The sequence below is a fragment of the Rothia terrae genome, assembly GCF_014705925.2.
GTDB lineage: Bacteria > Actinomycetota > Actinomycetes > Actinomycetales > Micrococcaceae > Rothia > Rothia terrae.
In genome coordinates this window covers 1515395-1529352 of record NZ_CP061539.1, presented here as the reverse complement: position 1 = coordinate 1529352, position 13958 = coordinate 1515395, and the positions used below count along the sequence as shown (strand labels likewise).

Genomic DNA, 13958 nt, shown 5'->3' with positions numbered 1-13958 from the left:
TCGAGGAGTGCACGGCTATGGCTTATGCAACTACCAACCCCTACAGCGGCGAAGTCGTCAAAGAATTTGAGACTGCTACCGATCAGCAGATTCAAGATGCGATTGCGCAGGCTGATTCAACTTTTCATCAGTGGAGAGAAACCAGCTTTGAAGAACGCGAAGCTGTACTGGCAAAAGCGGCAGAAATCTTGCGCGAGAACAAGCGTAAATACGCTGAAATCCTGACCCTTGAAATGGGTAAACTCATTGGCGAGGCCGAGCTGGAAGTCGAACTATGCGCGCAGATGCTGGATTACTACGTAAAGTTCGGCGCTGAAATTCTTGCACCGCGCTATATTAGGGCCCGCGGATTCGGTGATACCGACGTCAAAATTGTCAACGAACCGCTGGGCGTTCTCTACGCTGTTGAGCCCTGGAACTTCCCTTTTTATCAGGTTATCCGCATCACCGCGCCGCAGATTACTGCAGGTAACACTATTGTCCTCAAGCACGCGTCCAATGTGCCGCAGTTAGCACTTGCAATGGAAGAGCTGTTGATCCAAGCCGGCGCACCCAAAGGTTTGTTGACCAACGTGTTTGCTTCTCATGAGGCATCTGAGACTATTCTGTCTGATTCTCGTGTGCGCGGTGTGGCACTGACCGGCTCGGAGAAAGCCGGCTCGGCTATCGCGTCCATTGCGGCTAAGAATCTCAAGAAATCAACCCTCGAACTTGGCGGTGCCGACGCCTTTGTTGTTCTTGAGGATGCTGAGGTTGAAAAGGCTGCCAAGTGGGCTACCTTTGGCCGTCACTGGAACGGTGGTCAGGTGTGTGTCTCGTCCAAGCGCATCATTGTTGTTGATGCGATTTACGATAAGTTCTTAGAAGAGTACCGCAAACACGTTGCGCAGTTTAAGCTGGGGGATCCTATGGACCCTGCAACTACTTTGGCGCCGCTGTCGTCGCAACAAGCGTTAGATGAGCTCAAGAAGCAGGTTCAGCAGGCCCGCGATGAAGGTATCACTGTTGAAGAGGTGGATGTTGAGGTTCCTTTGCAAGGAGCTTTCCATCAGCCGCTGATTCTCACTGATATTCCCGATGATTCTCAGACCTCACAGATTGAGTTCTTTGGGCCGATTTCATCGATCTACCGTGCAAAAGATGAAGAGGACGCGATTCGCCTGGCGAACAATACCCCGTACGGTTTGGGTGGCTCTGTCTTCTCTACCGATATTGATCGCGCTCAGCAGGTGGCTCGACGCATCGACACCGGCATGGTCTTTATCAACCAGCCTACGGGTGTTAAAGCTGACATTCCTTTCGGCGGCGTTAAGCGGTCGGGATACGGTCACGAACTCATTGATTTGGGTATCAAAGAATTCGTCACTGAAAAGGTCATTGTTGTCACCGATATTGACGGTGATTTCTAGATTTCTCTCGCTAGGGCAGTGAACCTAGGCTGCTCGCAGGGCGGAGGTCGGCAGAGGTCGCCGGGTGTTCAAGAAACTCGTTGTTTTGAACACTCAGTGGCCTCTGCACCTTTAATCAACAGATAAAGTTGGTGTAGACCCATCAGTTTTTCGTGAGGAGCATCCATGAGTTGCCATATCAACCCGTCTATTCTGTCGGCAGATTTCGCCAATCTTGCATCTGAGCTAAATGCCATCAAAACGGCGGATGCGGCGCATATTGACGTCATGGATAACCATTTTGTTCCTAACCTCACGTGGGGGTTGCCGGTGGTCAAGCGCCTTAAAGAGGTTTCGCCTATTCCTTTTGATGTGCATTTGATGATTGAGGATGCTGATCGTTGGGCCCCGGAGTACGCTGAGATTGGATGCGAGTCGGTGACTTTCCATGCTGAGGCGGCCATTGCGCCCATTAAATTAGCGCGTACGTTGCGTGAGAGTGGCGCTCGGGCTGGTATGGCTTTGCGTCCGGCAACTGCTGTGGAGCCTTATCTGGATATGCTTTCGGAGCTGGACATGCTGTTGATTATGACGGTTGAGCCGGGCTTTGGTGGCCAGAAGTTTTTGGACGTTACGCTGCCGAAAATTCGTCGTGCGGCACAGGCTATTCAGGGCTCCGATGCAAAGCTGACCTTGCAGGTTGACGGTGGAATTACTGAAGAGACTATCGTGCGCGCTGCTGAAGCCGGTGCGGACTGTTTTGTGGCGGGTTCGTCGGTGTACGGGGCGGATGATCCCGCTGCGGCTATCGAGGGTTTGCGTCGAGCAGCCGGCCACAAGCACTAATTCGCTATTTTTCGCACATAAGTTGACCGGGAGGGCGCCTCCCGGTCATTTTTGTTTCTACCGTCTGGGTGCAGGGGGTGAAAGTTAGTGCTTGAGACCGTGAATAACTGTGCGTTCTTCGATGAAATGTGCCATATTTGAACAGTATTCAAAAATGATTATTTAGCAACAAAACCCCTGGTGGAGCGGGACTCGCAACTGCTGTGGCATCCCTACGCACCACTCAATGCGCATCCCATGTACGCGGTTACCCACGCAAAAGAAAGCACCCTGGTGCTTGAAGATCGAAACGGTAGAACATATCGCGCTATCGATGCCATGAGCTCGTGGTGGTCCCAGGTTCACGGATACAGAAATCCATTTCTCGACGAGGCACTAGCAACGCAAACCCAAAAATTCTCGCACGTCATGTTCGGTGGCTTGACCCATGAACCTGCCGTCTAACTCGCTGAGAAATTGGTGGCACTCACACCCAACGGTCTCAACCACGTCTTTCTAGCTGATTAGGGATCAATAGCTGTAGAAGTCTCTTGGAAACTCGCTGTTCAATTTCAGAGCGCTGTAGGACGCCCTCAACGGCGAGGATTTTTAGCCCTACGCGGGGGGGGGGTATCACGGCGACACTATTGGTGCAATGGGCGTATCTGACCCCGAAAACAGCAGGCACAAGGATTTTGAGCACCTTGTGCAAAGCCAGTATTTTCTGCCGAGGCCGCCACGAGCGTCCTACGACAGCGATGCCCAATGCTGGACGGTGGATGCTCACGAGCAAGAAACATGGAAGCAGCAGGCGACAGCATTTGCCGAACAGTGTGCTCAACACACTGCCGCCATTATCGTAGAACCCATGGCGCCGGTGGAATGCGTTTTTACCATCCTGACTGTCTCAAGCACCTGCGAGCGCTCGCTAACGAGTGTGGATTCCTGCTGATTTTTGACGAAATAGCTACCGGGTTTGGGCGAACTGGCAAACTATTCGCTGCTAAGTGGGCAGGCGTTTCTCCCGATGTTTTACTGGTAGGTAAAGCTCTGACCGGTGGATATCTCACGCAGGGGGCTGTGGTGGTAAGCACCGGTGTTGCCGAAGTTATTAGCGCCTCTGAGCACAGGGCCCTCATGCACGGACCAACTTTTATGGGCAACCCATTGGCGAGCGCTGTTTCTGCTCGCTCCTAGGATCTCATCAGTGGCTTTATTGAATCGAACTCGCAGTGGCAGGATAACGTGCCGCGCATCTCTGCTGTGTTGAGGAGGGGTTTAGCGCCCGCCAGATTGCTGACATCTGTAGCGGATGTGCGGGTGCTGGAGGCTATCGGAGTGATCGAGTTAAATGAGCCGGTGAACATTGCTGAGCTGACCGTCGCGGCACTTAAACAGGGGGTGTGGGTGCGTCCTTTTAGAAACCTGGTGTACATGATGCCCACCTATATCTGCCCTGATGTTGAGCTTGAGCTGAGGTGTTCGGGGCTGGTTACCGCAATCAAGGAGGTGCACGGATAATGTCCCCGGTACGGTCTTTCGATTCATTGTTGCTGCAGGCTCAAAAAACCCGCATCCGGCGAGGGCATCACCGTTCTACTCAGGTCTTGCAGAGTATTTGGTGTGACTTGGCGTCTAATGACTATTTGGGGCTCTCACGCGATCCACGAGTGTTGGATGCGGGGCACAAAGCGCTAGATGAGCACGGGACATCAGCACGAGCGTCCAGGGTGGTCAGTGGAACCTTGCCGGTTCATGCTGACGCTGAACACTCTCTTGCTGATTTGACCCAGATGCCGCCTTCGGGGTTATTGTTTTCCAGCGGTTATATGGAGAACCTGGCAGTCATTGCCGCACTGGGACGGACGGGAACCCGCATCCTGCTGGATGCTCACGTCCACGCCTCACTTCACGATGCGGCGAAACTGTGCGCCGCAGATGTTGAAATTTTTGAACATCAGAATCTTAATCATTTGCGTGAACTGTTGCGCCACGGCGATGGTAAACCCACGCTTATCGTGGTGGAAGGTGTCTACTCGGTACTGGGAGATGCTACAGATCTCGCAAATCTACAAATGCTAGCCCGGCAGTACGAGGCATGGTTAGTGGTGGATGAGTCGCATTCTTTAGGCATTTTAGGCAAGGGGTGTGGCGCCTGCTCTCAAGCCGATATCTCGGGTGTAGACAACCTAATCATCACCTCGTCTTTGGGTAAAGCCCTCGGCTCTGCAGGTGGAGTTGTCCTGTGCACTGAAACCGTACGAGATTACCTCATCAATACTTCTCGCCCTTTCATCTTTGATACTGCTCCGTCACCGGTCAACGCCGCAGCAGCGGCAGCTTCTGCGCGCATCGTGGATACAGAAGGTGAGCGTTTTAGCCAACAGGTCTTTGAGAGTGCGCAGTGTATCAGTACTGCACTGGGGACCAGCCAAAGTGCCGGTGCAGTGCAATCGGTAGGTATCGACGGTGCTGGCAACAGCTCTGAGGCAACAGAAGAAAACTGTGGCTATCTATAAACCGGTACAGACCGGGGTAGAGCGCGATGCTATGGGTGATGCTCAGTTCGCGGCGTTTTGTCTGGCGCGGATGCGTTTGAGGGAGCTCGACTAGAACGTCCGATGGCTCCTGTAGCAGCAGCGAGGAGGCAGGGCTCTGACCTTCCGTCGTTAGCGCAACATTCCCGGCGCATCCAAGAGCTCCGCGCCGACTATGACGCAGTCATCATCGAAGGCAGTGGAGGTATCAGCGTTGATCTCGCGTTTTCCCATGAGGCCGAAACCTATCTGCCGCAAAATCAGGTGGATTTGATGCTCAAGTTGCCTGAAACCCCAACGAACATCATCGTAGCTCGAAGCTCGTTAGGAACGCTGAATCACACCGCGCTCACCGCAAACTACCTACAGACTAGGGGTCTCAGCGCTCGGGGCGTCATCATCGGCTCATGGCCGCGGCACCCAAGCACCATTGAAAAAGATAATCTCGATGCGTTATCGGACATGGGCATGAGCGTCCTCGGGAAAATTCCTGCCGGTGCTGGGAAAGCTTTTGCTGCAGGGATTCATGTGCAATCGCTACACAGTTTCGCCGACGTTCAAGAATTTCAGCATCACGCCGCGCACTGGCTACCTGAAATCTGCCGATTGGGCGAACGCGAGTGAAAGAATTGAGATGTAATGACTGTAGGACATAAGGGATAAAAAATGGCTCAAACATCTGCGGACGCTGCACTGGAGTACGCGCAAGAACTGGTAGCCAATGGGCAGCTGGAGCCAGCTCTTGAACCACTTCAGGTAGCGGTTGAAGGGTTCGAAAAAGACGGTGAACCTTTCGGTCTGATTATTGCACTTAAAGTGCTCTCCGAAACCCATCGGGATCTTGGCCAGCTTGACCGTGCGCTTGCAGCGGTCTCCAAAGCTTACGAAGTTTTTGTCAGGACTAAACCCGAAGCTGAACAGGTTGGTGATTTCGCCACAGAAATCGGGTCAATCTGCGCCCAAATGGGTAAGCTCAGCGAGTCACGCCGGTGGTACAGCGAGGGACTGAAAGAATATAAAACCCATCATCGACCGGCTGATATCGCCCACAATCTCCTGTGCTTGGCGGGGTTGGCCCGGCAGTCCTCGACTCATGACGCTGCGATCGCTTTACTGCAGCAAGCCCGGGACGCGCTAGCCCCGGTGAGTGAAGAACACGGGGTGCAGCTGTGCTCGGTTTTACTGGCACTCAGCCACAGCCAACTCGACGCCGGGGCCGTTCAGGAGGCTATTGCATCCTGCCATGAAGCAACCAGTATCGCGCAAGAGCTTCACCGACCCGAGTTGCTGGCAGAGAGCTACCAAAATCTAGCCCTTGCCCACGCGCAGGCTAACAACGTTGCGCAAGCATTAGAAAGCATTGAGCAAGCCCTGCACATCTATGAAAACTCAGGACTCCACGAACAGGCCGAATTCGCGCAACTGATACAGGCAAAACTCAAGGACAACACCTAGCATCTTGAAAGCGTTCACGCTGAGAAATATAGTTGCCCGCAAGGTTGAGGCATGTGCCATAATCTAAGTACAACTAATAATCGTGCTCCGGGACCCGGTGAAAATCCGAACCGGCGGTGACAGTCCGCTAACTCTTCTGCTTGCAGGGGAGCCTGATCGGTGAAATTCCGATACCGACAGTACAGTCTGGATGGAAGGTAGCACGAGCAAAACGGCGCGCTCGAATCTTACGATGCATCAGAATGAATAAACATCTGGGCACACGTGAGGATGCGGGTGCGCGGCGTCGAAAAATTTTTGGCACCGATTCCGCTTTGTTCTTTCCCGGAGCCTCCGCGAAAGGAACACAGTCCTCATGGATATTCTGCGGTGGCTCTTCGACGCTCAGATTCACATTGGCGATCAGTCGCTTCTGGTGCCCGAAGTACTCGGCAATCTCTTTGGTCTACTCTCAGCTTTGGGCGGTATGCGCCGTAAAGTGTGGGCGTGGCCTGTTGGCATTTTGGGCAATCTTCTTTTGCTGACTGTTTTTCTGGGAACAGTGTTTGGTTCTCCTCACCCCATTAATATGCTGGGGCAGGCGGGACGCCAGGTCATGTTCATTGTGGTCTCTGTGTGGGGCTGGTACCGCTGGAAGCAAAGTCGTGATGACGCTGGTACCGCCGTTATTCCGCAGTGGGCAAGTACCAAAGAACGAGTCTTTCTTCTGGTCGCCCTTCTCGTAGGCACCGGGATTCTGACACCGATTTTCCGCGCACTGGGTTCCTATGAGCCCGTCTGGTCGGACGCGTGGATTTTCACGGGATCGCTTCTGGCAACCTTTGGTATGGCTAAAGGCTGGGTTGAGTTCTGGCTGATGTGGGTTGCCGTTGATGTCGTCGGTGTCCCGTTACTGTGGTCCGCCGGTTACTACGCAACCGCGCTGATGTACGTTTTCTACGGTGCTTTTACTCTCACAGGATTCTTCGTCTGGTGGCGCACCCGCAACCGCGAACTGAGCAAGATGGCGCAGGTAGAAATCGCTTTTCCCGATGTCACCGTCAACTCCGGCGAGATGCAAAGGAAATAGCAACGTGCACACGATGAATATTCCGTGGGAGCCGCATACTCCCGAAGAAGCAATGCAACTAGCGTTCAAAGCAGCGCGCAAAGGAATCCGCGGTGGCAACCCGCTCGTTGGTGCTGTCATCACAAACGAAGAAGGCTACGTGGTGCACGTAGGCTATCACCGTGGCGCTGGTACCGCTCACGCTGAAGCCGATGCGATTGCTCAGGCAGAACTAGCTGATACTGATTTGTCTGACACCACCATGTATGTCACCCTTGAGCCGTGCAACCACTTTGGTCGAACAGGTCCCTGCTCACACGCAATCGCAGAATCCGGCATTACAAAAGTTGTCTATGCGCATCCTGACATGAGCGATGCCGAAGGCGGCGCGCAATACCTGCGTGAACAGGGCGTGCTGGTAGAAGAAGGGCTGTTCAAGAACGAGTCGTTCTTACTCAACGAACGCTGGTTTAGGGCCAGTGCCGCCAAGCGTCCCTTTGTGACCGCCAAAGTCGCGTCCACTCTCGATGGCTACATAGCAGCTGAAGACGGCACTAGCCAGTGGATTACCGGGGCAGAGGCGCGGTCATTAGGGCACAAAATCCGAGAACGTTCGGACGCGATCATGGTTGGAACAGGCACCGTACTGGCCGATAACCCCTCACTTTCCGCGCGTGATGAGGCCGGAAACCTCTACGAGCGTCAACCGCTGAGAGTCGCTCTGGGAATGCGCGATGTTCCGGATGAGGCAATGATTCGCAGCGGTGATAATTTTGTGCACCTGCGAACGCGAGATCCCCACGAGGGCTTAGAACAACTGTATGCGTTGGGCGTGCGGCAGCTCATGATCGAGGGTGGACCAGCTGTTGTCTCAGCTTTTCTCAAAGCAGATCTCGTGGACGAGCTGTTCTGGTATCAGGCACCGATTTTGCTGGGCTCCGGGAGCACCGCTGTACAGGATCTTGGCATCACGACCTTGGCAGATGCTCACCGCTGGGCAATTGACGATTTGGGTATGACCCCCGGAACCCAAATAGTGGGCTCAGACTTTAGAGTCCACCTGATTCCCAACCATTAATTTTTGTGCTCAGCGCGCGAACCACCAGCGCTGAGCCTGGAGCATAAGAGGACACCAAGATGTTTACAGGAATTATCGGCGCAATGGGCAGCGTCGAAAAAATAGAAACCGTGAAAAATTCTCGAGGCGAGACCGAGTCTGCCGTCCTCACCATTCACGCGGGAGATATCGTTGCCGACCTTGAACACGGCGGTTCACTGGCTGTCAACGGCGTATGCCTCACAGCCACCCGCACCGAAGAAATAGCGGACGGCACCTTTGTAGCCGATGTCATGGGCGAAACCCTGCGTCGTACCAACCTGGGGCTGGTGACTGAAGGCCAGCGCGTCAACCTAGAGCGCTGTATGCCCGCCAACGGACGCTTTGACGGACACGTGGTGCAAGGGCACGTTGACGGTCTAGGCACAGTCAGCGCAATCGAAGACCACGAATCATGGCGCACCGTGCGCATCCGCATACCCCGCGAACTAGCCTCTCACCTCACAGAAAAAGGGTCTATCACCGTCTCAGGCGCATCCCTGACGGTCACCACTGTCTCAGCGCCAACCGCAAACGAACAATGGTTTGAGGTTGGACTCATCCCGGCTACCTTAGAAGCCACTAACCTTGGCTCACTTGCAATCGGTGACACCGTCAACCTAGAAACCGACGCGCTCGCCAAATACGTGCAACGCATCATGGAAACAAACTCCCACCTTTCTGCGACCCCGGCAACAGCGCTTGCTGAACAGAGTCAGAGAAGGGTCGGACTTGATGCTGTTGAGGACGCTATCGAAGCTATCGGCCATGGCCGTGCCGTTGTGGTTGTAGATGATGAAGACCGCGAGAACGAAGGCGACATCATTTTTGCGGCGGAGAAAGCAACCCCGGAACTGATGGCTTTCATGGTTCGCTACACAACCGGTGTGGTGTGTGTGCCTATGACCGGTGAGCGGGCCGGTGCTCTTGAACTTCCGCCCATGGTGGAGAACAACGAGGATCATAAACAGACTGCTTACACCGTCTCGTGCGATGCGCGTACAGGAATTTCCACCGGCGTTAGTGCGGCCGATCGTGCTCGTACAGCTTTGGTCTTGGCGGATAACGCGTCCGTGCCCTCCGATCTGACTCGACCCGGGCATATCTTCCCGCTCCGTGCGGTCGACGGTGGCGTGCGTGAGCGTAACGGTCATACCGAGGCCGCAGTCGAGCTGACCCAGCTGGCTGGCCTCAACGGCGTGGGCGTTATCGCTGAACTGGTTCACGACGATGGCACCATGATGCGTTTTGATGCACTTCGCACCTTCTCCACTGAGCACAATCTGCCGATGATTTCTATCGAGGCGCTGATAGACTACGTTGAAAAGCAGCGGGTATGAGTTCACACGATATTGAAGCTGAAGAAATTTCAGGGCGCATGGGGGCAACTGCTGTGGCTGGCGCGCAGTGGAAAGTGCCACCGCAGGAGCTTGTTCCGTCCTCCGACGACCGGTTGGTCGAGTCAACTGCTCCTGTTATCGTGCCTACGCCTCACGGTAAGTTTGCCATGCGCGCTTGGGCTTTTGCTGACGGAACGGAACACATAAGCGCAACGGCTGTACCCGACGACTATCCAACCAATGCGGGGGCGCAACTGGAATTTAATGCGCTTATTCGGGGGAGCGAACCTCACGCGGTGCGCGTTCATTCCGAGTGCGCAACGGGTGACCTTTTTGGTTCGCTCCGCTGTGACTGCGGGCCTCAGCTTGAACAGGGTCTTGATATTTTGCAAGGTCTTGGTGGCACCATGCTGTACATCCGAAACCATGAAGGACGCGGCATCGGGCTCACCAACAAGCTCCGCGCCTACGCGCTTCAAGATGTAGGGCTTGACACGGTCGATGCGAATCTTGCACTCGGCCTGGCTCAAGAAGCTCGCGACTTTCGGCAGACCGCTGTTATTTTGAAGGAAATGGGACTAACGCATATACGGCTTGTTACCAATAATCCCTTCAAAAAAGAAACGCTGGAGGGTCTGGGTATTACCGTCGACCGACTGATTCCCGATGAAATTGAGCCCAACGCGTCCAACCAGAAATACCTGAACACCAAACGAGACCGGATGAGTCATAAGCTCTCATCTTCCTAAATCTTTTTTCAACACCCCATCGAAAGGCGAATAATGAGCGGTGCAGGAGCGCCTCAGGCGAATCTCAAACGAAAAGAAACCAAGAAGCTAAAGCTGGCAATTGTTGCGGCATCGTGGCACACCCAAATTATGGATGGTTTGCTCGATGGTGCTTTGCGGGCGGCCACGGACGCGGGCATCAAAAAGCCTACCGTAGTGCGTGTACCGGGAACCTTTGAGTTGCCCGTAGCGGCGGCTCACCTAGTTGAAGAATACGACGCGGTGGTTGCACTGGGCGTAGTTATTCGTGGCGGAACCCCGCACTTTGACTACGTGTGTGAGGCTGCTACTCAGGGACTCACTAAGGTCGCGGTTGAAAGTAAGACCCCCGTCGGTTTCGGCGTGCTCACCTGTGACAACGAGCAACAGGGTATTGATCGCGCAGGACTTGCTGGCTCACAAGAAGATAAGGGTTATGAAGCAACCGCGGCGGCACTTGAAACTGTTGTAGCTTTGCGAAATATCTAAATGTTGCACGAATGATGGTGAAGACCAGAGGGATTTTCCCTCTGGTCTTCGCTGTTCAATAAGCTTCTTGAGGGGTAGAAATTTTGGAAGGAGATACCCTCTGATGAGTCGCTAGAGCCCCGGAGATTTTGTGCATTCGGGGTTTGTCTAGGGCTTTCTTGTCTATACAATGACTTCACGCTATGAGATTTTTGTGTTGTCTGTAGCACATCTGAGGGTGGGCAATATATGGTGATTTTGTGAAGACATTTGACTCATTATTCGCTGAACTCATCGAAAAGGCGCGTACGCGCCCTAAAGGCTCAGGCACTGTTGCTGAGCTTGATTCCGGTGTGCACGGCATCGGTAAGAAGATTGTTGAAGAGGCAGCTGAGGTCTGGATGGCTGCCGAGTTCCAATCTGATGCTGAATTCGCTGAAGAAGCATCGCAACTTATTTACCATCTGCAGGTCATGATGTTAGCCAAGGGACTTACTCCCGAAGACATCTATAAGTACCTATAACAAGTAAGGATTTTATGATGTTGCGTGTTGCCGTTCCTAATAAAGGTTCGTTGTCTGATGCAGCGACTCAGATGCTCAAAGAGGCTGGGTACCTTCAGCGTCGTGACTCTCGTGAGCTTGTCATCGCCGATGAAGAAAACGGCGTGGAATTCTTTTACCTGCGCCCCCGAGATATTGCTGTCTACGTGGGCAAAGGCACATTAGACGTCGGCATTACCGGCCGTGATTTGCTCCTGGATTCTGAGGCTCCGGCTGAAGAAGTTTTTGGTTTGGATTTTGCTCGTTCAACGTTTCGCTTTGCTGGCCCTGCCGGTGATTTCTCGTCTGTGGAAGACTTGGCGGGCAAACGCATCGCTACGTCATATTCAAAACTTGTGAGAGCGTATTTGGAGAAGCGCGGTGTTGACGCAACGGTGACGCGGTTGGACGGAGCGATTGAGTCCTCCATCCGTTTGGGTGTTGCCGATGCTATTGCCGATGTTGTTGAAACCGGTAATACGATGCGTGCTGCAGGGTTAGCTCCTTTTGGTGAGACGCTCATGAAATCAGAGGCCCTGCTCATTAAACGTGCCGATGTCCAAGAGACAGATGCTTTCGATATTTTGCGCCGTCGTTTGCACGGTGTTTTGATTGCGCGCCAGTACGCGCTGGTTGATTACGATATTCGCGAAGATTTGCTGGATGCGGCGACCAAACTGACACCGGGGCTGGAGGCGCCGACTGTTTCACCTCTGGGCCGCGAGGGCTGGGTGGCTGTGCGCTCGATGGTAAAGCGGAGTGAAACCAATAAGGTTATGGATAATCTCTACGACATTGGTGCTCGCGCGATTTTGGTTTCGCCGATTCAGGCAGCTCGTCTGTAAAAAGAAGGTTGGATGCCCGCGATTAATCTCGCGGGCATCGCTGTATCAAAAGGAGTCACTATGGGTGTTGCAGTTCGAATTATTCCCTGTTTAGATGTTGATGCCGGTCGAGTGGTTAAGGGCGTGAACTTTGAAAATTTGCGCGATGCTGGCGATCCTGTGGAGTTGGCCAAGAGATACAACTTAGACGGTGCAGACGAGCTGACTTTCTTGGATGTAACTGCTTCTTCTGCTGATCGTGCGACCACTTTTGAGATGGTGGGCTCTACTGCGGAGCAGGTGTTTATTCCTTTGACTGTTGGGGGAGGTGTGCGCACTGTGGAGGATGTTGATCGACTGTTGCGTACCGGTGCCGATAAGGCGTCTATCAATACTGCTGCCATCAATCGTCCTGAGGTCATCAATGAAATCGTTGATCGTTTTGGCTCGCAGGTATTGGTACTTTCAGTGGACGCTAAGCGTTCGGATGCGACGCCGTCCGGCTTTGAGGTGACCACTCACGGCGGTCGTAAATCTACCGGTATTGATGCGCTGGAGTGGGCACGCGAGGCGGAGGAACGCGGCGTGGGTGAGATTCTGCTGAACTCCATCGATGCGGATGGCACCAAGGCTGGCTTTGATATCGAGATGATTAAAGCTGTGCGTGCAGTGACCAAAGTGCCCTTGATTGCATCCGGGGGTGCAGGTGCGGCGGAGCACTTTCCACCGGCTATTGAAGCTGGGGCGGACGCCGTCCTCGCGGCATCTATCTTCCACTTCGGCGAGGTTACTATCGGCGAGGTGAAGCAGGCAATCCGCGAGGCGGGGTACGAGGTGCGGTAGCTTCTGTTCTGCCTGAGCTAGCACTTAGTATCTGATTTTTGGTATTCCTCATGAATGAATACAAGAAACAAGCGCCTACATAAATCAATTAATACACAAAGGAGTGACTATGGAGTGGGGCAATATCTCAGAAATTCTCAATGCAATAACTGCAATCTTGGCCTTGATAGCAGCTGTTTTTGCCGCGTGGTTTACTAAGGGTCAGCTAGATGCAGCGCGGGAACAACAGAAAGCTACTAATACTCAGCTGGAACAGATGCAAGAGCAGCTAGATATCGAACATAACCGCGATCGAAAGCAACAGGAATCTGATGAAAAGGAACATGCTTCGCATGTGACTTCTTGGATCGAATCACATAACTATAATTCTTTGCTCGTTATTCAGAACAATTCTGAGTCACCGGTTTACGATGTTGAAGTTAAAGCAAAGATCTGGAAGAAGAACTTTGCAACTGGAAAAAGCGAGTACCCGGTGACAACAATGAAGACCAAAATTGTTCCTCCGGGTAAATATATATTCGTTCATGTACCTACTGATGCAAAGACTATTGTTGATCTTTCACAGAAAGATGCTAAGCGTCAGCCGACCGAGCGAGAAATCAGTAATGGCTGGACTTTCGGCGAATACTACGAAGATACAGTGAATGGCCGACCGATCTTGGGAAGCTCTAACTGGCGTGTTTTGATGATGACTTTTAAGGACACAGCCAACAAAACTTGGATTCGCGATGATTCGGGCCTCCACCGATAATTTAGGCGAACACGCTCATCAATAAAATGGCACCGGGGGTAAGCTCGGTGCCATTCTTTATTCATACTTCGTCA

Annotated in this window: 15 protein-coding genes, 1 pseudogene and 1 riboswitch; all 16 genes and pseudogenes read left to right on the top strand. The window is 53.2% G+C overall.

The window, feature by feature from the left end; genetic code table 11:
* The first annotated feature begins 17 nt into the window (after nucleotides 1–17).
* The 16 genes and pseudogenes from IDM49_RS07115 (at nucleotide 18) to IDM49_RS07045 (ending at nucleotide 13884) form a co-directional block, all read left to right on the top strand.
* Nucleotides 18–1409: an NAD-dependent succinate-semialdehyde dehydrogenase gene (locus IDM49_RS07115; protein WP_190724004.1), complete on the top strand. Its 1392-nt coding sequence runs from the start codon at nucleotides 18–20 to the stop codon at nucleotides 1407–1409.
* 165 nt (nucleotides 1410–1574) lie between these two features.
* Nucleotides 1575–2234, top strand: coding sequence for a ribulose-phosphate 3-epimerase (gene rpe, locus IDM49_RS07110; RefSeq protein WP_190724003.1), 660 nt, complete (start codon nucleotides 1575–1577; stop codon nucleotides 2232–2234).
* A gap of 180 nt (nucleotides 2235–2414) precedes the next feature.
* Nucleotides 2415–2678 carry an aminotransferase class III-fold pyridoxal phosphate-dependent enzyme gene (locus IDM49_RS12460; protein WP_311242438.1) on the top strand — a complete coding sequence of 88 codons (264 nt, stop codon included), beginning with the start codon at nucleotides 2415–2417 and terminating at the stop codon, nucleotides 2676–2678.
* A gap of 190 nt (nucleotides 2679–2868) precedes the next feature.
* A pseudogene (locus IDM49_RS07105) lies at nucleotides 2869–3734 on the top strand (aminotransferase class III-fold pyridoxal phosphate-dependent enzyme).
* On the top strand, nucleotides 3734–4732 hold the full coding sequence (locus tag IDM49_RS07100; protein WP_190724002.1) for an aminotransferase class I/II-fold pyridoxal phosphate-dependent enzyme: 999 nt from the start codon (nucleotides 3734–3736) through the stop codon (nucleotides 4730–4732). The pseudogene IDM49_RS07105 and the gene IDM49_RS07100 overlap by 1 nt, the downstream one beginning before the upstream one ends.
* A gap of 57 nt (nucleotides 4733–4789) precedes the next feature.
* On the top strand, nucleotides 4790–5374 hold the full coding sequence (gene bioD / locus IDM49_RS07095) for an ATP-dependent dethiobiotin synthetase BioD (RefSeq protein ID WP_228008034.1): 585 nt from the start codon (nucleotides 4790–4792) through the stop codon (nucleotides 5372–5374).
* A gap of 42 nt (nucleotides 5375–5416) precedes the next feature.
* Nucleotides 5417–6205 (top strand): tetratricopeptide repeat protein, encoded by a 789-nt coding sequence (locus IDM49_RS07090; protein WP_168615660.1) that lies wholly within the window; start codon nucleotides 5417–5419, stop codon nucleotides 6203–6205.
* Nucleotides 6206–6284: 79 nt separating this feature from the next.
* A riboswitch (FMN riboswitch) is annotated at nucleotides 6285–6412 on the top strand.
* A 148-nt stretch (nucleotides 6413–6560) separates the two neighbouring features.
* Complete coding sequence (pnuC, locus tag IDM49_RS07085) at nucleotides 6561–7274, top strand: nicotinamide riboside transporter PnuC (RefSeq protein WP_190724000.1); 714 nt, start codon at nucleotides 6561–6563, stop codon at nucleotides 7272–7274.
* A gap of 13 nt (nucleotides 7275–7287) precedes the next feature.
* A complete protein-coding gene (gene ribD / locus IDM49_RS07080; protein WP_228008241.1) occupies nucleotides 7288–8331 on the top strand; it encodes a bifunctional diaminohydroxyphosphoribosylaminopyrimidine deaminase/5-amino-6-(5-phosphoribosylamino)uracil reductase RibD in 1044 nt (347 codons plus the stop codon).
* A gap of 59 nt (nucleotides 8332–8390) precedes the next feature.
* Nucleotides 8391–9689: a 3,4-dihydroxy-2-butanone-4-phosphate synthase gene (ribB, locus tag IDM49_RS07075; RefSeq protein WP_190723998.1), complete on the top strand. Its 1299-nt coding sequence runs from the start codon at nucleotides 8391–8393 to the stop codon at nucleotides 9687–9689.
* Entirely contained in the window at nucleotides 9686–10438 is a 753-nt protein-coding gene (locus IDM49_RS07070; protein WP_190723997.1) for a GTP cyclohydrolase II, read from the top strand. Before ribB ends, IDM49_RS07070 begins: the two co-directional genes overlap by 4 nt.
* Before the next feature lie 33 nt (nucleotides 10439–10471).
* The gene (gene ribH / locus IDM49_RS07065; RefSeq protein ID WP_168615655.1) at nucleotides 10472–10945 is read left to right on the top strand and encodes a 6,7-dimethyl-8-ribityllumazine synthase; all 474 of its coding nucleotides are present in this window, start codon (nucleotides 10472–10474) and stop codon (nucleotides 10943–10945) included.
* 239 nt (nucleotides 10946–11184) lie between these two features.
* Nucleotides 11185–11448, top strand: a complete 264-nt coding sequence (locus IDM49_RS07060; protein ID WP_168615654.1) for a phosphoribosyl-ATP diphosphatase — start codon at nucleotides 11185–11187, stop codon at nucleotides 11446–11448.
* 17 nt (nucleotides 11449–11465) lie between these two features.
* The gene (gene hisG, locus IDM49_RS07055) at nucleotides 11466–12311 is read left to right on the top strand and encodes an ATP phosphoribosyltransferase (protein ID WP_168615667.1); all 846 of its coding nucleotides are present in this window, start codon (nucleotides 11466–11468) and stop codon (nucleotides 12309–12311) included.
* Nucleotides 12312–12371: 60 nt separating this feature from the next.
* Entirely contained in the window at nucleotides 12372–13133 is a 762-nt protein-coding gene (hisF, locus tag IDM49_RS07050) for an imidazole glycerol phosphate synthase subunit HisF (protein WP_190725449.1), read from the top strand.
* Between the two features lie 109 nt (nucleotides 13134–13242).
* On the top strand, nucleotides 13243–13884 hold the full coding sequence (locus tag IDM49_RS07045) for a hypothetical protein (protein WP_168615652.1): 642 nt from the start codon (nucleotides 13243–13245) through the stop codon (nucleotides 13882–13884).
* Nucleotides 13885–13958: the final 74 nt, after the last annotated feature.